13 protein-coding genes and 1 pseudogene are annotated in these 17,103 nt (G+C 48.1%); 8 read left to right on the plus strand and 6 right to left on the minus strand.

Annotated elements, in window-relative coordinates; translation table 11 throughout:
• Positions 1 to 78: 78 nt before the first annotated feature.
• On the minus strand, positions 79 to 447 hold the full coding sequence (locus DXA57_RS02900) for a DUF1292 domain-containing protein (RefSeq protein WP_117764449.1): 369 nt from the start codon (positions 445 to 447) through the stop codon (positions 79 to 81).
• 197 nt (positions 448 to 644) lie between these two features.
• Between DXA57_RS02900 and DXA57_RS02905 the strand changes: the two genes are divergently transcribed.
• The 4 genes from DXA57_RS02905 (at position 645) to DXA57_RS02920 (ending at position 5,755) form a co-directional block, all read left to right on the plus strand.
• On the plus strand, positions 645 to 1,397 hold the full coding sequence (locus tag DXA57_RS02905) for an exodeoxyribonuclease III (protein WP_117764451.1): 753 nt from the start codon (positions 645 to 647) through the stop codon (positions 1,395 to 1,397).
• 117 nt (positions 1,398 to 1,514) lie between these two features.
• Positions 1,515 to 3,323 carry an ABC-F family ATP-binding cassette domain-containing protein gene (locus tag DXA57_RS02910; RefSeq protein ID WP_117764453.1) on the plus strand — a complete coding sequence of 603 codons (1,809 nt, stop codon included), beginning with the start codon at positions 1,515 to 1,517 and terminating at the stop codon, positions 3,321 to 3,323.
• A 2-nt stretch (positions 3,324 to 3,325) separates the two neighbouring features.
• Entirely contained in the window at positions 3,326 to 5,158 is a 1,833-nt protein-coding gene (locus tag DXA57_RS02915; RefSeq protein ID WP_117764942.1) for an alpha-amylase family glycosyl hydrolase, read from the plus strand.
• Between the two features lie 6 nt (positions 5,159 to 5,164).
• The gene (locus tag DXA57_RS02920; protein ID WP_117764455.1) at positions 5,165 to 5,755 is read left to right on the plus strand and encodes a DUF5662 family protein; all 591 of its coding nucleotides are present in this window, start codon (positions 5,165 to 5,167) and stop codon (positions 5,753 to 5,755) included.
• Positions 5,756 to 5,814: 59 nt separating this feature from the next.
• Here DXA57_RS02920 and DXA57_RS02925 read toward each other — a convergent pair whose 3' ends face one another.
• Positions 5,815 to 6,294 (minus strand): S-ribosylhomocysteine lyase, encoded by a 480-nt coding sequence (locus DXA57_RS02925; RefSeq protein WP_117764457.1) that lies wholly within the window; start codon positions 6,292 to 6,294, stop codon positions 5,815 to 5,817.
• Between the two features lie 381 nt (positions 6,295 to 6,675).
• Here DXA57_RS02925 and pepV point away from each other — a divergent pair, with 381 nt between their 5' ends.
• The 4 genes from pepV to DXA57_RS02950 all read left to right on the plus strand — a co-directional run bounded on the left by pepV (position 6,676) and on the right by DXA57_RS02950 (position 12,402).
• A complete protein-coding gene (gene pepV, locus DXA57_RS02935) occupies positions 6,676 to 8,043 on the plus strand; it encodes a dipeptidase PepV (RefSeq protein ID WP_117764461.1) in 1,368 nt (455 codons plus the stop codon).
• Positions 8,044 to 8,181: 138 nt separating this feature from the next.
• Positions 8,182 to 9,903: an ABC transporter ATP-binding protein gene (locus DXA57_RS02940; protein WP_117764944.1), complete on the plus strand. Its 1,722-nt coding sequence runs from the start codon at positions 8,182 to 8,184 to the stop codon at positions 9,901 to 9,903.
• The gene (locus DXA57_RS02945) at positions 9,903 to 11,750 is read left to right on the plus strand and encodes an ABC transporter ATP-binding protein (RefSeq protein ID WP_117764463.1); all 1,848 of its coding nucleotides are present in this window, start codon (positions 9,903 to 9,905) and stop codon (positions 11,748 to 11,750) included. Before DXA57_RS02940 ends, DXA57_RS02945 begins: the two co-directional genes overlap by 1 nt.
• Positions 11,751 to 11,898: 148 nt before the next feature.
• Complete coding sequence (locus tag DXA57_RS02950; protein ID WP_117764465.1) at positions 11,899 to 12,402, plus strand: heme-degrading domain-containing protein; 504 nt, start codon at positions 11,899 to 11,901, stop codon at positions 12,400 to 12,402.
• A 6-nt stretch (positions 12,403 to 12,408) separates the two neighbouring features.
• On the opposite strand, the gene DXA57_RS02955 is transcribed toward DXA57_RS02950, so the two are convergent.
• The 4 genes and pseudogenes from DXA57_RS02955 to potA all read right to left on the minus strand — a co-directional run bounded on the left by DXA57_RS02955 (position 12,409) and on the right by potA (position 17,085).
• Positions 12,409 to 13,299 (minus strand): RluA family pseudouridine synthase, encoded by an 891-nt coding sequence (locus DXA57_RS02955; protein ID WP_117764467.1) that lies wholly within the window; start codon positions 13,297 to 13,299, stop codon positions 12,409 to 12,411.
• A 1-nt stretch (position 13,300) separates the two neighbouring features.
• Positions 13,301 to 15,200 (minus strand): annotated as a pseudogene (locus DXA57_RS17890) (extracellular solute-binding protein).
• Positions 15,201 to 16,022 carry an ABC transporter permease gene (locus tag DXA57_RS02965; RefSeq protein ID WP_243005701.1) on the minus strand — a complete coding sequence of 274 codons (822 nt, stop codon included), beginning with the start codon at positions 16,020 to 16,022 and terminating at the stop codon, positions 15,201 to 15,203.
• Positions 16,012 to 17,085 carry a spermidine/putrescine ABC transporter ATP-binding protein gene (gene potA / locus DXA57_RS02970; protein ID WP_117764469.1) on the minus strand — a complete coding sequence of 358 codons (1,074 nt, stop codon included), beginning with the start codon at positions 17,083 to 17,085 and terminating at the stop codon, positions 16,012 to 16,014. The genes DXA57_RS02965 and potA overlap by 11 nt, the downstream gene beginning before the upstream one ends.
• Positions 17,086 to 17,103: the final 18 nt, after the last annotated feature.

Raw genomic sequence — 17,103 nt, forward strand, 5'->3', positions numbered from 1 at the left:
GTCCGCTTTCCCTTTCCAAGACGTAAAAAAACTGGCAGATGAAAGAAATCTCACATCTGCCAGTTTTTTCTTTGTGATTTAGTTTTCGTCGTCTGCGTCAACCAGCTCGTCATACTCAGAATCATCAAGAAGCTCATCGAAAGCATCTGCAACTCTTTCGTACTCGTCATCGTCCATAATGTTGTCCAGACTGGGCTCGCCGTTGATCTCCTGGAAACGGTAGATATAAACTTCTCCGTCATCGTTCTCGCCGTTCTCATCAAGCGGAAGAAGAGCAATGTACTGTTTGTCATCAACCGGGAAAATGGTAAGTACAGCACACTCCTGAACGGTTCCATCGTCCAGAGTCAGGGTAACGGTAGCTTCTCCGTCAGTTCCGCAGCCGTCGCAGCCGCTGCAGTCTTCGCCAGTGCAGGCAGTTAAATCCTTATTTTCAAAATCGCTCATATTTGGATACCTCATTTTCTTTAGATTCACGTTTGTGTGTAGATTCACTTTAGCAGATGCCCATGAAAAAAGCAAGCCCTATTCTATATAAATATACAACTATTCGGAAAACCGGTCTGAAGATAAAAAACTGTACAAACGTCAGCGGGTCAGCTATAATGAAGGATAATGAAAAGAAGATAAAGGAGTCTGTATAAATGAAGTTGATATCCTGGAATGTAAACGGTCTGCGTGCCTGTCTGACCAAAGGATTTATGGATGCGTTTGACCATCTGGATGCGGATATTTTCTGCCTGCAGGAGACGAAGCTTTCCGAAGGACAGCTGGAGCTTGAACTGCCGGGCTACTATCAGTTCTGGAATTATGCGGAGAAAAAAGGATATTCCGGAACTGCTGTTTTTACGAAAGAGGAGCCCGTCTGTGTATCTTATGGGATCGGGATACCGGAGCACGATCATGAGGGCCGTGTCATCACACTGGAATATGAGAAGTTTTATTTTGTCACAGTTTATACGCCCAATTCCCAGGACGGGCTGAAGCGTCTGGATTACCGGATGGAATGGGAAAAAGCATTTCTGGCTTATCTTAAAAAACTGGAGGAGAAAAAGCCGGTGATCTTTTGCGGAGATCTGAATGTGGCGCATCAGGAGATCGATCTGAAGAACCCGAAGACTAACCGGAAAAATGCCGGCTTCACAGATGAAGAGAGAGCCAGGTTTTCTGAGCTTCTCAAAGAGGGCTTTGTGGATACTTTCCGGTACTTTTATCCGGAAGAAATGGGTGTTTATTCCTGGTGGTCCTATCGTTTCCATGCCAGGGAGAAGAACGCCGGCTGGCGTATCGACTATTTTCTCGTGTCTGAAGCACTGAAAACCGAGTTGAAAGACGCAAAAATCCACACGGAGATCTTTGGTTCCGATCATTGCCCGGTGGAACTTGAGATTTTTTAAATGCAAAGAAAGCATTGCCCTGCTTTCATTGGGAAGAGCACGGAGCAGCTGCGTTTCAGGAGTAAGCAGTGAAAGCGGACCGGAAAGGTCTGTACGACAGATAGGAGCCAAAACAGAATGAATTTACTTACAATAGAAAATCTTTCCAAAGTATTTACCGAGAGACAGATTTTTGATCATGCAGATTTTTCTGTCAACGAAGGAGAAAAGATTGGTGTCATCGGTGTCAACGGAACCGGGAAAAGTACCCTTCTTAAGATCATTGCAGGTCTGGAGGAGCCGGATGAAGGAAAAGTGACGCTTGGAAACAACCTGGTTCTTGGATATCTTCCGCAGAAACCGGAGTTTGAGGAAGGTATGACGGTCCTTCAGGCAGCTTTGGCAGGAAACAGAAATAAGATCAACGAGTGGAGTATTGAAAGTGAAGCGAAGACGATGCTCCAGTCTCTTGGCATTGATGAATTTGAAAAACTGGTGTGTCATCTTTCCGGAGGCCAGAAGAAGAGAGTGGCACTGGCCAATGTTCTTTTAAAGGAGCCTGATATCCTGATCCTTGATGAGCCAACCAACCATCTGGATGGTCAGATGGCTCAGTGGCTGGAGGATTTTCTCATCCGTTTCCGCGGTGCTCTGGTGATGGTGACGCATGACCGTTATTTTCTGGACCGTGTAGCGACCAGGATCGTGGAAGTGGATCAGGGAAAAATCTACAGTTATCCAGGCAGCTATTCGGAGTTTGTCCGTTTGAAGGAAGAACGTCAGAACATGGAGATCGCTACGGAGCGGAAACGTCGGAGCATCCTTCGAAAAGAACTGGAATGGCTGATGCGGGGGGCAAGAGCCCGTTCTACCAAGCAGAAAGCTCATATCCAGCGGATCGAAGCCATGCAGGAAAAGGAGGGGCCGCAGGAAGAAGGTCAGGTACAGATGAGCTCTTTAAGCTCACGGCTTGGCAGAAAGACCGTGGAGGTCGAAGGACTTTCAAAAGCCTATGGAGACCATCTTCTGATCCGGGATTTCTCCTATATTTTTCTGAAAGGAGACAGAGTCGGGATCACAGGCTGCAATGGCTGCGGGAAGAGTACGCTGTTAAAAATGATCGTGGGAGAGGTGGAGCCGGATGCCGGAAGCATCGAGATCGGTCAGACCGTAAAAATCGGTTATTTTTCACAGGAGAGTGAATCTCTGGATGATTCCATGCGTGTCATTGATTATATCAAAGAAGCCGGAGAATATGTTCAGACTACGGATGGAACCATTACAGCAGCTCAGATGCTGGAACGTTTTCTCTTTGACGGAACCATGCAGTGGAGTCTCATTGGAAAGCTTTCCGGCGGAGAAAAGCGGAGGCTGTACCTGCTTCGTATCCTTATGACAGCACCCAATGTACTGATCCTGGATGAGCCCACCAATGATCTGGATATCCGGACGCTGACGATCCTGGAGGACTATCTTGACGGTTTTGACGGGATCGTGATCACGGTATCTCATGACCGGTATTTTCTGGACCGTGTGGTACGGCGGATGTTTGCTTTTGAAGACAATGGAAAGGTGCGTCAGTATGAGGGTGGTTTTTCTGATTACCAGGCAGCTTCAGCAGCAAGAATGGAAGAAAGCGGAAGTCAGCAGAAGGCAGAGGAAACAGAGGTCTTCAAAGAAAAGACAGAAAAGCCAAGAACCAGAAAACTGAAATTCACCTATAATGAAGAGAAGGAATATGCAGTCATTGACGAGGAGATCGAGAATCTGGAGAATAAGATCAAAGAGCTGGATCAGGAGATTGTCCGGAATGCCACAGATTATCCGAAACTGAACGCTCTTACCAAAGAAAAGGAAGAGACAGAAGAAAAACTGATGGAGAAGATGGAACGCTGGGAGTATCTGACCGAGCTTGCGGAACGGATCGAACAGGAACGGGGGAAATGACGATGGAAAAACAATGGATAACAGAACCGGGCGACTGGACAAAAGCCGGAGTGACGAAAAACGGCCAGGGCGTCAATTTTACTCTGGAACTTCCGGAAGGAGAGACGGCGGAGCTTCTTCTCTTCCGAAAAGGAGCTCCGGAACCGGAGGCAGTGATCCCAATGGGGGAAAAAGTGATGGGAGATCTTTGTTCTGTCTTTCTGAAAGGTTTCCATCCGGAACGCTACGAGTATGCTTATCGGGTAAAAGAGGAGGTATTTGTTGATCCAAGGGCAGAAAGGGTTCTCGGGCGAAAGCATTTCGGAGAATGGGATCCGGAAACCGGCAGTCCTGTGCTTCGCGGCGGTTTTTCTTTTGATCGTTATGACTGGGGAAATGACAGAAATCCCGGACTGCCCTATGAGGAAGGAATCCTGTATCATCTTCATGTCCGCGGTTTTACAAAAAATCCGGACTCCAAAGTGCGCCACAAGGGAACCTTTATGGGAGTGGTAGAAAAGATCCCATACCTGAAAGAGCTGGGGGTCAATCAGCTTCTTCTGATGCCCATTTATGATTTTGATGAGCGGATCCTGCCGGAAAAAGAAAAAAATCTTCCCTATCAGAAGAACGGACAGGAAGCGAAGCGGAATTACTGGGGCTATGGAAAGTCCCGTTACTTTGCACCGAAGAGTACGTATGCGGTAAAGGACCCGGTAAAGGAATGCAAGGATCTGGTGAAAGCACTTCATGCGGAAGGGATTGAAATGCTTATGGAGGTTTATTTCCCGGAAGGAACGCAGGAACGTCTGATCTTTGACTGCCTCAAGCATTGGGTGCGGGAGTACCATGTGGATGGCTTCTATCTTATGGGGGATGCCTCCATGAACCGCTTCCTTGCAAGAGATCCCATGTTTGCCGGAACCAAGCTTCTCTCTTCCTGGTTTGATACGGAGAACATTTACGGAAGAAAAAAAACACCTGCTTTCCGGAATCTGGCTGAGCATAACGATGGTTTTCTTGTGAATGCCCGCCGTTTCCTTAAGGGTGACGAGGATCAGCTTCCGTCTTTTATCCGCAGAGTACGGAAAAATTCTGACAGATGTGCCGTCATCAACTATATCACGCATCATGACGGTTTTACGCTGATGGATCTGGTTTCTTACGAGGAGCGTCATAATGAGGCAAACGGTGAAGGCGGTCAGGACGGACCAGCCTATAATTTCAGCTGGAACTGCGGCGTAGAAGGACCCAGCCGGAAGAAGAAGGTTCAGGAGCTTCGTCTTCAGCAGATGAAAAATGCATTTCTGCTCCTGCTTTTCTCACAGGGAACACCCATGATCCTGGCGGGAGATGAGTTCGGTAACAGCCAGAGGGGAAATAACAATCCTTACTGTCAGGATAATGAGATCTCCTGGCTGGAATGGAACGGTCTGAAAAAACAGGCAGAATTGTTTGCTTTTGTCAAAACAGCCATTGCTTTTCGGAAATCACATCCGCTCCTTCATCAGGCCAGAGAACTTCAGGGAACAAGCGGTTCCAGTCTCGGATATCCGGATGTCTCCTGCCATGGCAGGCAGGCCTGGTACGAAAATTTTGAAGCTGCCAGCCGTCATTTTGGAATGATGTACTGCGGACAGGAAGCAAAAGAAGGAAAATATCTTTATGTAGCGTATAATCTTCATTGGAATGAGCAGGATTTTGCCCTGCCCAGGCTTCCGGATAGTTTATCCTGGCAGCTTGTTTTTGACACGGAAGACGGTATTCCATCACCGGAAAAAGAGATCAGGTGGATCGATCAGAAATCCTTTGAGGTACCGCCAAGAAGCATTCTGGTTCTTGAAGGAAGGAAGTAAAAAGAAATGGAATTTCATGCGATCAGACATTTTAAAACCATTACTTATCATAAGCTCCTTGTGGCGGAGGGTTGCTTTCGGGTGGGGCTGTACCGTCAGGGGCTTCTCCATGATATGAGTAAGTATTCTCCGACCGAATTCCTGGTTGGCTGTAAGTATTATCAGGGGTTTCAGAGCCCCAACAATGCAGAACGGCTGAACAGAGGGTATTCTTCTGCATGGCTTCATCACAAGGGGAGGAACAAGCATCACTTTGAATACTGGACCGATTACAGCATCCGTAAACCGGGGCATCCGATCGAAGGAATGCGGATGCCGCGGCGCTATGTGGCTGAGATGCTGATGGACCGGATCGCCGCCTCCAAGGTTTACAACGGAGAAAACTATACGGATCATGATCCTCTGGAATATTTCCTGAAAGGGAAAGCTCACTACATGCTTCATCCGAAGACGGAGCGGGAGATCGAAGGACTTCTCAGAATGCTGGATCAGCGGGGAGAGGAATATCTTTACGGTTATGTGAAGAATGTTTATCTGGCCCCGCTCCATCGGGATTTCAGGAAGCCGCTTCCGAAGAAAAAACGAAAACAGGCATAAAAGTACCCCGGTTCCGGAAGTGACAGACGGAGCCGGGGTGTTTTTTCACTGGAAATAGCTTATTCCGGATAAACGAGACGATCCGGGGTGATCGGATAGAGGACCTGATCCAAAAAGCGTTTGGCAAGATAATTTGCCATGCCAAGGTTCATATCCAGATAGTTGCCGCAGTCTTTGGCAGAGGCACCTGGAACCTCACCCTGGTAATCGCGGATAAATTCGAACATTTCTTTCATCAGGGGAAGGATCTCTTCCGAAGAGTGATCTCCGATGAGAAGAAGATAGAAACCGGTGCGGCAGCCCATGGGACCGAAGTAAAGGACGTTTGATTTCCAGGTCTCATGGTTTCTTAAGAAGGTGGCGCCCAGATGCTCAATGGTATGTACTTCCGCAGTGTTCATGACGGGCTCTTCGTTAGGGCTGGTCATACGGATGTCAAAGGTGGTGACGGGAGTTTCTCCTGCCAGATCTTTTCTTGATACGTAGACTCCGGGCTGGAGCAGGATATGGTTTATGGTGAAACTTGTGATTTTTTCCATGAAAAATCTCCTTTCCTCAATTGGACGGTTTATGATTCTATTTTAGTAACTGTTCAGGACGTTCAAAACAACAGGCCACAGACCCATCCTATTGCAAACAAGTTTGCATAGTCTGATTTTTCATTTCGCTGATGTTCTGAACTGTTACCTATTTTATCAGAAAACGGAGCAGCAGACAACCTTGACTTTGCTCATGGGCAGTGTTAATATGAGGATACCAGAGTCAAAAGGTCAAAAAGCCGTTCATGCCTGCATGATAAGGCTTTTGAACTTGGGACCCGCCAAACATGAGAAAGTGGCGATTTACGCAGTAAATCAGAGACTTTCGAATGTTTGCAGAATTGCTCTAAGTAGCAAAGATAAGCAGGAGGTTTTACAGACATGAGTTACGATAAGCTGAATGAGAAAATCATGGAGATGCAGGAGGAGATCATCAAAGCCGTACAGGGCTGCGTACAGATCGACAGTGTAAAGACTGCTCCGGAAGAGGGCGCTCCTTATGGAAAAGGCTGCCGTGAAGCTCTGGATTATGCATTGAAGCTTGGTGAAAGCTTGGGCTTTAAGACCGGAAACGTGGGAGACCGCGTAGGTTATGTAGAGTTTGGCGAGGGAGAGGAAATGGTTGGCGTTCTGGGTCATCTGGATGTAGTTCCGGTGGGAGAAGGCTGGACATATCCTCCGTTTGGAGCAGAGATCCATGATGGAAAGCTTTATGGCCGTGGAGTACAGGACGATAAGGGACCGACCATTGGAGCTATTTACGGACTGAAAGCCATCCGTGAGCTGGGACTGCCGGTCAGCCGCCGGATCCGTGTCCTTTTCGGTACCGATGAGGAAAATGGTTCTTCCTGTGTTCGTTATTATATTGAGAATGGTGGAGAGCTTCCGACCTTAGGCTTTACACCGGACGGTGATTATCCGCTGATCTTCTGTGAGAAAGGTGCCCATAACATGCTGGTCGGCAAAAAGATCACAGACCAGGGCAAGATCAAAGTAAAATCCTTCCATGGAGGTATTGCTGCCAATGTGGTGACTCCTTACTGCAAACTTGTGGTAGAGGGTGATATTCCGGTAGCGGAAGTAGAAGGTGTCCGCGTACATAAAGAGGGAAATGATACGATTGTAGAGGCAGATGGTTTCGGTGCTCACGGAAGTACACCGGAAAAAGGAATCAATGCGGCAGAGCGTCTCTTTGAGGCGGTGAAAGACGTTGATTTCGGCGGTGATTTCCAGCATATGATCAATTTTGTGAGAAATGAGCTCAACGGTGAGACCAACGGTAAGACACTTGGTATTTACTATCAGGATGATGAGACCGGTGAGACAACCGTAAACCTTGGTGTGGTAAATTACGATGGCGAGGAGATGAGCCTGACTCTGGATATCCGTTACCCGAAGAATGCAGTGGTAGAAGAGGTCAGTGCCAACGTGGAGGCAGCTCTTAAGAAAGAAGACATGGGCGTTTTCCGCTGCACGATCACTCCCATCCTTTATATTTCCAAAGAGACTCCGCTGATCAAGAAGCTTTGCAAGGTATATGCAGAGGAGACCGGTGAGTACCTGGAGCCGCTGGCGATCGGCGGCGGTACTTACGCAAAAGCCTTCAAGAACATGGTAGCCTTCGGACCGGAGTTCCCGGGACAGGGCAGTGCCATCCATCAGCCCAATGAATTTGTGGAGATCGATAAGATGATGAAATCCTGTCAGATTGTGGCAGCGGCTATGTATGAGCTGGCTCAGAAGGACTGATAATAAATAAAAAATACAAATCTGACAGACAGACCGTAAGGGATAACGATACGCCGTGGCATTCTGATATTCAGTGTGCCGCGGCGGATCTGTTTTATTCCTGGAAAAATTCATAAACAAAAGAAAGGAATTGGAATGATCAGACGGATATTTTCCTATATTGGCCCTTATAAAAAATATGGGGTTCTGGCAGCTGTCTGCATTGTGGCAGAGACCTTTTTTGAACTCATTGTTCCTTTCATCATGGCGGACATGGTGGATATGGGCGTGGCAAATGGTGACAAAGCCTATATCTTTCAGCGTGGAGCTCTTATGGCATTCTGTGCTCTTGCAGCTCTTGCCATCGGTATCGCCAGCGCCAGGTTTTCTGCTCTCTGCGGTCAGGGGCTTGGAGCGGAGCTGAGAAAGGCAGAATATCAGAAACTTCAGGAATTTTCTTTTGGAAATATGGATCATTTCCGGGTTTCTTCCCTCATTACGAGACTGACCGGGGATGTGACGACGATACAGAATTCTGTCTCTACAGGTATGCGGCCTGCCTGCCGGGCCCCTTTTATGATGGTGCTGGCTCTGGGACTGTCTTTTTTTATCAACCGTTCTCTGGCAGTTGTTTTCTTTGTGGCCCTGCCGATACTGGCGGTGCTGCTTTTTCAGATCATCCGTCATGTGCGCCCTTTATATGAGAAAATGCAGGGGGCCATGGATCTGGTAAACCGGATCGTGCAGGAGAATCTGACAGCTGTGCGTGTTGTGAAATCTTATGTCCGGGGAGATTATGAGATTGAAAAATTTGAGGAAGTTAATGGCAATTTAGAGACAGTTTCTGAGAAGGCTTTCCGGCTGGCTGTTTTAAACATGCCTGCCATGCAGTTAGTCATGTATTCCACGATCCTGGCGATCCTCTGGTTTGGAGGAAAGCAGATCCGTATTGGAAATATGAAAGTGGGAGAACTCACAGGTTTTTTGAGCTATGTGCTTCAGGTACTGAACTCTCTTATGATGATTTCCAATGTATTCATGATGCTTACCCGTTCTCTGGCTTCCGGACGCCGTATCCTTGAGGTTATCGATGAAGAGCCGGAGATCAAAGACCGGGGGGCGGAGGGGAAAAAAGTAACGGATGGAAGCATTGTCTTTGATCATGTCTGGTTTAAATACCGGAAGGAAGCAAAAGAATACGTGCTTTCCGATGTGAGCTTTGAGATCCCAGCCGGGAAAACCGTGGGGATCGTAGGTCAGACCGGAGCAGCAAAAACCACTCTGGTTCAGCTGATTCCCAGGCTTTATGAGGCGACAAAGGGAACGGTGAAAGTGGATGGTTTTCCGGTAGAAGCATACCGTCTTTCCCATCTTCGGGATGCTGTTGCCATGGTACTCCAGAAAAACACTCTGTTTTCCGGCAGTTTAAGGGAGAATCTTCTTTGGGGAGATCCGGAAGCATCGGATGAAGAGCTGCTAAAAGCCTGCCGTATCGCACGGGTAGACGAGTTTTTGAACCGGCTTGAAAAAGGTCTGGATACGGAGATGGGGCAGGGCGGAAGCAATGTTTCCGGCGGACAGAAACAGAGGATCTGCATTGCCAGAGCTATCTTAAAGAAGCCCAGGATCCTGATCCTGGATGATTCTACCAGTGCTGTGGATACGGCCACAGAGGCGGAAATCCAGAAAAGACTTCGGGAGGAACTTCCATATATGACAAGGATCATCATTGCTCAACGGATTTCTTCTGTGGAGCAGGCAGATCTCATTCTGGTGCTGGATGACGGGAAACTGGCGGCTTCCGGCACGCATGAAGAGCTGATGGACTCCTGTGAGATCTACCGGGAGATTGCGGAATCTCAGAGAAAGGGGGCGCTCTGATGGCAAAGTATGTAGGATACAAGCGACCGAAGGATACGAAAAAAACGCTGAAACGGATGCTTCATTATATCGGGATACACAAATGGTCTATGGCCCTGGTAGCAGTGCTGATCTGCATCAGCAGTTTTGCCAATATTTTTGGTACATATCTGGTGAAACCGGTGGTCAACCGATACATTTTGTCCGGAGATGTGCCCGGGCTGATCCGAATGCTGTTTCTTATGGGAATCATGTATGCGGCGGGGGTGGCGGCTAACTTTGGTTATGGTCAGCTGATGTCCAGGACTGCTCAGAAGGTGGTGGCAGAAATCCGGTCTGATCTTTTCCGCCATGTACAGAAGCTCCCGCTCACCTATTTTGATGCCCACACGCATGGGGAGATGATGAGCCGTTTTACCAATGATGTAGATACGATCCAGGAAGCTTTAAACAACAGCTTCTCCATGATGATCCAGAGCTTTCTGGTGCTGACAGGAACCGTCACCATGCTGATGATTTTAAATGTGCCGTTATCTCTTATCGTGTTGTTTTTCTTAAGCTGCATGTTTGCTTTTATCAAATATAACAGCAAACGGAGCAAACGTTATTTTAACGAGCAGCAGGCAGCCATGGGAGAACTGAACGGTTTTGTGGAAGAGATGGTGAGCGGACAGAAAGTGGAGAAGGTTTTCAATCATGAAGCTGTTAATTTTGAAACCTTTTGTGAGAAAAATGAAAAGCTTCGGAAGGCATCCACAGCGGCACTCTCTTATTCCGGTATGACAGTTCCTGTCATTGTGGCACTTTCTTACTTTAACTATGCGGTCTCTGCATGCATGGGCGGTCTGTTTGCCATTGCCGGCCAGATGGATATGGGCAGCCTGGCATCCTATCTGGTCTATGTGCGTCAGAGTGCCATGCCCATCAACCAGTTTACCCAGCAGCTGAACTTTATTCTTTCTGCCCTTTCCGGTGCAGAACGGATCTTTGAGGTTATGGACGAAAAACCGGAAATCGATGAAGGAAAAGTGACACTCTGCGAGGTAATAAAGGCTCCGGACGGAAGGCTTACGGAAACCGCTTCCTATAGCGGTTTTTATGCCTGGAAAAAGGAAGATGGAGAACTGGTGCCTTTGAAGGGGGATGTGCGTTTTCAGGATGTGGTCTTTGGATACACGGTGAAGCAACGGATTCTGGACGACATCAGTCTCTTTGCAAAGCCAGGGCAGAAGATTGCATTTGTGGGTTCTACAGGAGCCGGCAAAACCACGATCATCAATCTGGTGAATCGTTTTTATGAGATCCAGTCTGGAGAGATCACCTACGATGGCATTGATATCAGGAAGATCCGCAAAGATGATCTTCGCCGCTCACTCTCCATGGTCATTCAGGATACGCATCTGTTTACAGGGACCATCATGGAAAACATCCGTTATGGCCGGCTGGATGCCACAGATGAGGAAGTACATGAGGCGGCGAAGCTGGCCAGCGCAGATTCTTTTATCCGCCGTCTGCCTATGGGGTATGATACCATGCTCTATGCGGACGGAAGCAATCTTTCCCAGGGACAGCGTCAGCTGCTGGCCATTGCCCGGGCAGCCATTTCCCGCCCACCGGTACTGATCCTGGACGAGGCCACCAGTTCCATTGATACCCGTACGGAATATCTCATTGAAAAGGGTATGGATGCCCTTATGGAAAACAGGACCGTCTTTGTCATCGCCCATCGCCTTTCCACTGTGAAAAATGCGCAGGCGATCCTGGTTCTTGAAAAAGGAAAGATCATTGAAAGAGGCGATCACAGAGAACTTTTGGAAGAAAAAGGGCGTTATTATCAGTTATATACAGGAAAAACAGAACTGGATTAAAACGAAGGCAAAGGGTTCACTTATGTAAATATGGCTCTGAATAGTGCCAGAACAGAAGATTCAGGCTTGTATATTCAGAAGAAAAAGTGTACACTGGAAATGACAGAAAAAGCCGGTATCGGCGAGCAGGTAACTGGGAGGAATGGATATGACAGTAGAAGAATTGATCGCAATGCTCGAAATGCAGGAAGAAATCCTGCAGTTTAATCATTTTACCAATGAAGATGCCTGGGAACTTGGAAATATCATGGTGGCAGAAGCCAGACGGAGAAAAATGCCTGTGGCCATCAGCATCCGTCTGAATAACGGATATACGGTATTCCAGTATGCAGGAGACGGAACCAATCTTCACAATGAAAACTGGCTTCGCAGAAAATACAATACGGTGAAAACACTGGAGAGGAGCAGCCTTTACACTTACATGCTGCTTCGGAAGAATGAGGAGACCATGGAAAATCTTTTCCTGGATGAGAAAGACTATGCCTGCTGCGGCGGCGGTTTCCCGGTCCGGGTAGAGGAAGTGGGAGTGGTCGGAGCCATTCTGGTATCCGGTCTGGATCATGTCTCCGACCATGATTTTATTGTGAAATGTGTAAGCAGATATCTGCATATTGATGAAGTGCCCAGGATCAGAGGAGATATCCTCTCCTGAAGCAGGTCAGGATCGAAAGGCCCTTTCCATATCCTCCGGAAGCGGAGCGGTAAAGGAAAGGGCTTTTCCTGTTATGGGATGAAGAAAAGAAAGCCGATAGGAGTGGAGTGCCTGGCGGTTGATCCTGGTATGGTCAGGGTAGTAAAGGTAGTCTCCGATGAGGGGACAGCCGATGTAAGCCATATGCACCCGGATCTGGTGGGTTCTGCCGGTTTCCAGTTTCAGGGAGACCAGAGAAAGCCCGTTTCGCGTCTCCAGGCGGGTGAAATGGGTCCGTGCGGGCTCACCGGTTTCAAAGTTGACCTCTCTTAGAATGGCAGAGCCTTCTTTTCGCCCGATGGGAGCGGAAATGGTGCCTTTTTCAGGAGGGATTCCCTCTACGATGGCCAGGTATTCCCGATGGATCTCTCTTTTTCGGACCATATCTGAAAGGATCGAAGCGGAGAGTTGGTGTCTGGCGACAATGAGAAGTCCGGTGGTGTCACGGTCCAGCCGGTTGATGCAGCGGTAGACAAACTCTTTTCCCTGCTGCTGATAATGCCAGGTGAGAGCATCCGCCAGCGTGTTGCCGTGATTTTGAAAAGAAGGGTGAATGGGCATATCAGCTGGTTTGTTGATCACCAGCAGGTCTTCATCTTCATAAACGATCTCAAAAGGAAGAGGAGCGGGCATGATCGCCTCGCTCCCTTCTGCTTTTTCCAGAAGACGGACCCGGATCCGGTCGCCGTTTTTTAATGCAATGGTCATAAAGGTCGGCTGACCGTTTCTTAAGAGGCCGTTTTCCGTTTCTTTCAGCTGTCGCAGCAGCTGTCTGGAATATCCCTTCTCCCGGAGAAAATCTCCAAGCTTTCTGCCTTCTTCGCCAGAACTTATCTGATATTCAAAAATTCGTTCCATGTCAGTATGCTTTTACCTCATTCCAGAGCTCATTGTATTCAAAGTCCATATCGGAACCAAGATACGTGTAGGTTTCGCAGTTTTTCAGCATTTCACCGGTTGGGAAAGCAATGGTGCTGTTACGGATGTCATCATCTTCGATGAGGGCTCTGGCTGCTTTGTTCGGTGTGGAATAGGTGATGTATTCAAAGTTTTTCAATGCGATGTCCGGTCGGCAGAGAAAATCAAGGAATTTCAGGGCATTTTCCTTGTGGTGCGCATTTTTGGGGATGACCCAGCCATCGATCCAGACATTGGAGCCCTCCTTGGGGATCACATATTCCAGATCGGGATTTTCTCTCTGTGTGTAAATGGCTTCCCCGGAATAGATAACACCGAGAGCGGCCTCGTTGCCGATCATTTTGTCACGGACCTGATCGACCACATAAGCCTGAACCAGGGGCTTCTGCTCCTTCAGAGAATCAGCAGCCTCCTGAAGCTCCGTGCTGTCCGTGGAATTCAGAGAGTAGCCAAGCCGTTTCAAGGCTACGGCAAAGGCGTCACGGACACTGTCCTGCATGAGGATCTCATCTTTATATTTCTCATCCCAGAGAATATCCCAGCTGTCTACCGTTTCATGCACCATGGTCTTATTGTAGAGGATACCTACAGTACCCCAGCAATAGGGGACACAATAGCGGTTTCCGGGGTCAAACTGTTCTGCAGACTTCAGATAATCCGGGTCAATGTTGGAGAAATTCGAGATCTTGTCATAGTCCAGAGGTTCCAGAAGATCGTTTTCGATCATTTTCTGGATCATATAATCGGAGGGACAGATGACGTCATAGACAACGGCTCCGGTCTCTACCTTCGGGTACATGATCTCGTTGGTCTCAAATTCATCGTAAATAATGGAGATGCCGGTTTCTTCCTCAAACTGATCCAGAATATCCGGATCAATGTATTCTCCCCAGTTGTAGACTACCAGGGAGTTGGAGTTGGCGGCAGCTGCCGGGTCTTCTTTTTTACAGCCGGAAACCGTAAGAACGGCGAGAAGGAGTGTGGCTCCCAGTACAATTGAACGTTTCATGACGATGGCTCCTTTTTCGTTAGTCAGCTTTTTTTCTGCGTTTCGGACGGTAATTGGAAAGCAGAAGGAGAATCAGTACGGCAAGAAAAAGCAGAGTGGAAAGAGCGTACATTTCCGGCTTGATGCCTTTTTTGACTTCCGTGTAGATCTTGGTGGAAAGTGTGTCAAAACCGGCTCCCTTTACAAAGTGAGTGATCACGAAATCATCCAGGGACATGGTAAATGCCAGGAGAAAACCAGACAGGATCCCAGGCATCAGATCCGGAAGAGTGGTCTTGTAAAAAGCATAAAAGGGAGTGGCACCCAGATCCAGCGCTGCCTCATAGGTATAGCGGCTGGTCTGTCGAAGCTTCGGCATGATACTCAGGATCGTATAGGGAATATTAAAGGTGATGTGTCCGATGAGTACGGTCCAGAAGCCAAAGGGCAGTTCCCGGTCGAAACGGGAAAGAAAATTTCCGATGACCAGAAAGACCAGCATCAGAGAGATACCGGTAACGATCTCTGCATTCAGCATGGGGATGTTGGCAATTCCCATGAAAATGGAACGCCAGCGCTTTTTCATGTTGTTCATGGCCATGCAGGCACACAGCCCGATGAGCGTGGCAATGAGGGCAGACAGAAAAGCAATGATCATTGTATTCCGAAAGGCCAGAAGAATCTCTTCATTCTGGAAAAGCTCTGTATACCATTGTGTGGTAAAGCCGCCCCAGCGGGCACGGCTCTTGGACTGGTTAAAGGAAAGGACCATCAGGGTCAGGATGGGTGCATACAGAAGCACAAAAATAAAAACCAGATAGATGTTGGAACAAACCTTTTTCAGTGCTTTCATTTAAAAAGACGCCCCCTTTCCTTCCTTGTCGTATTTGTTCATGATCGCCATACTGATCGCGATAAAAATCATAAGGACCAGGGAAAGACCGCTTCCCATATGCCAGTTATTGACCTGTTTAAACTGCTGCTCGATGACATTTCCGATAAGAAGGATCTTGCTTCCGCCGAGCAGGTCCGAGAGTACGAACGTGGTCATGGCAGGTACGAATACCATGGTGATGCCGCTGATGACGCCTGGCAGAGTCAGCGGGAAAATGACTTTGGTGAAGGTCTGGAACTTATTGGCTCCCAGATCCTCTGCCGCCTGGATCACATCGATGTCTACCTTGATGAGGCTGTTATAAATAGGCAGCAGCATAAATGGCAGGAAGTTATAGATCATACCCAGGACAATGGCGTAGGGTGTATTGATGATCTTCAGGGAAGGCAAATGGAGAACATGCAGGACGGTGTTGATGACACCGTTTTTCTCCAGTAACGTCTGCCAGGCCATGGTCCGGAGCAAAAAGTTCATCCACATGGGGATGATGAAGATCAGGACGATGAGCTGACTCTGGTTTCCTTTTAATTTGCTTAAGATCATGGCCAGCGGATAGGACATGATCAGACAGGCAACCGTACTCACAAGAGAGAGGAGAAGTGCCAGCCATAAGGACTTCAGGTAATGGGGAGCCAGGATCCTTTTGACATTTTCCAGGGTGAAGCTGCCGTCCTCTCCGGTGAAGCCGTAATAGATCACCATGAAAAGAGGGATCACGATAAAGGCTGCGGTCCATACCAGGAAAGGACCGGAGAGGAGTGCTTTGTTTTTAGTTTTCAATATTCACAGCCTCCTCATCTTCCGATTCCGGTTTGTTCATGATCTGGATGTCGAAGGGATCTACGGAAAGCCCGACTTCTGTTCCGACAGGAAAGCAGTCGGTGCTGTGAACCAGCCATTCATAACCGTTGGCCAGAACTTCCATTTCATAATGGACACCCTTGAAGATCAGATGGGTGACAACCCCATTGATGATGCCCTGACCCGGTTTGACAAGATCGACGTCTTCCGGACGGATCACCACATCCACAGGCCGGTTCTGACCAAATCCCGTATCCACGCAACGGAACTTTGCACCAAGGATCTCCACCAGTTTATCCTCCAGCATGATGCCGTCAATGATGTTGCTGTCTCCGATGAAGTCTGCAACGAAGGCGTTTTCCGGCTCATTGTAGATGTCTACGGGTGTACCGATCTGCTGGATGTAACCCTGGTTCATGACAACGATGGTATCAGACATGGTAAGGGCTTCTTCCTGATCATGTGTGACATAAATGAAAGTGATGCCAAGTTCGTTTTTCAGGCGGATCAGCTCATACTGCATGTCCTGACGGAGCTTGAGGTCCAGAGCACCAAGCGGCTCGTCCAGAAGCAGAAGCTTCGGTTCGTTTACAATAGCGCGGGCAATAGCGATACGCTGCTGCTGACCGCCGCTTAAGGAATCTGAGGTGCGGTTTTCAAATCCATCCAGGTTTACGAGCTTTAAAGCATATTTAATCTTGTCCTGGATGTAGGCATTGCTTTTTTTCTTGATCTTCAGACCGAAAGCGATGTTTTCTGCGATGGTCATGTGAGGGAAAAGTGCGTATTTCTGGAAAACGGTATTCAGCTGCCGTTTGTTGGGCGGGAGAGAAGTGATGTCTTTTCCGTCAAAGATGACCTTTCCCTGATCCGGCGTTTCAAAACCGCCGATCAGACGGAGCGTGGTGGTCTTTCCACAGCCGCTGGGACCAAGAAGTGTGAGAAATTCATTCTCACGGATATAGAGGTTCAGATCGTCCAGGATCATCTGGCCGTCATAAGATTTGGAAATATGCTGTAAATCAATGAGATGTTTGCTCATGGTCTTTGTTTTCTCCTT

Source organism: Blautia sp. OF03-15BH (genome assembly GCF_003463065.1).
Taxonomy (GTDB): domain Bacteria; phylum Bacillota; class Clostridia; order Lachnospirales; family Lachnospiraceae; genus Limivivens.

Coding starts and splice junctions, on each gene's coding strand:
- potA (WP_117764469.1), bottom strand. CDS start 17,085: ATGAGCAAACATCTCATTGATTTACAGCATATTTCCAAATCTTATGAC.
- DXA57_RS02905 (WP_117764451.1), top strand. CDS start 645: ATGAAGTTGATATCCTGGAATGTAAACGGTCTGCGTGCCTGTCTGACC.
- DXA57_RS02910 (WP_117764453.1), top strand. CDS start 1,515: ATGAATTTACTTACAATAGAAAATCTTTCCAAAGTATTTACCGAGAGA.
- DXA57_RS02920 (WP_117764455.1), top strand. CDS start 5,165: ATGGAATTTCATGCGATCAGACATTTTAAAACCATTACTTATCATAAG.
- DXA57_RS02900 (WP_117764449.1), bottom strand. CDS start 447: ATGAGCGATTTTGAAAATAAGGATTTAACTGCCTGCACTGGCGAAGAC.
- DXA57_RS02915 (WP_117764942.1), top strand. CDS start 3,326: ATGGAAAAACAATGGATAACAGAACCGGGCGACTGGACAAAAGCCGGA.
- DXA57_RS02925 (WP_117764457.1), bottom strand. CDS start 6,294: ATGGAAAAAATCACAAGTTTCACCATAAACCATATCCTGCTCCAGCCC.
- DXA57_RS02955 (WP_117764467.1), bottom strand. CDS start 13,299: ATGGAACGAATTTTTGAATATCAGATAAGTTCTGGCGAAGAAGGCAGA.
- DXA57_RS02945 (WP_117764463.1), top strand. CDS start 9,903: ATGGCAAAGTATGTAGGATACAAGCGACCGAAGGATACGAAAAAAACG.
- pepV (WP_117764461.1), top strand. CDS start 6,676: ATGAGTTACGATAAGCTGAATGAGAAAATCATGGAGATGCAGGAGGAG.
- DXA57_RS02950 (WP_117764465.1), top strand. CDS start 11,899: ATGACAGTAGAAGAATTGATCGCAATGCTCGAAATGCAGGAAGAAATC.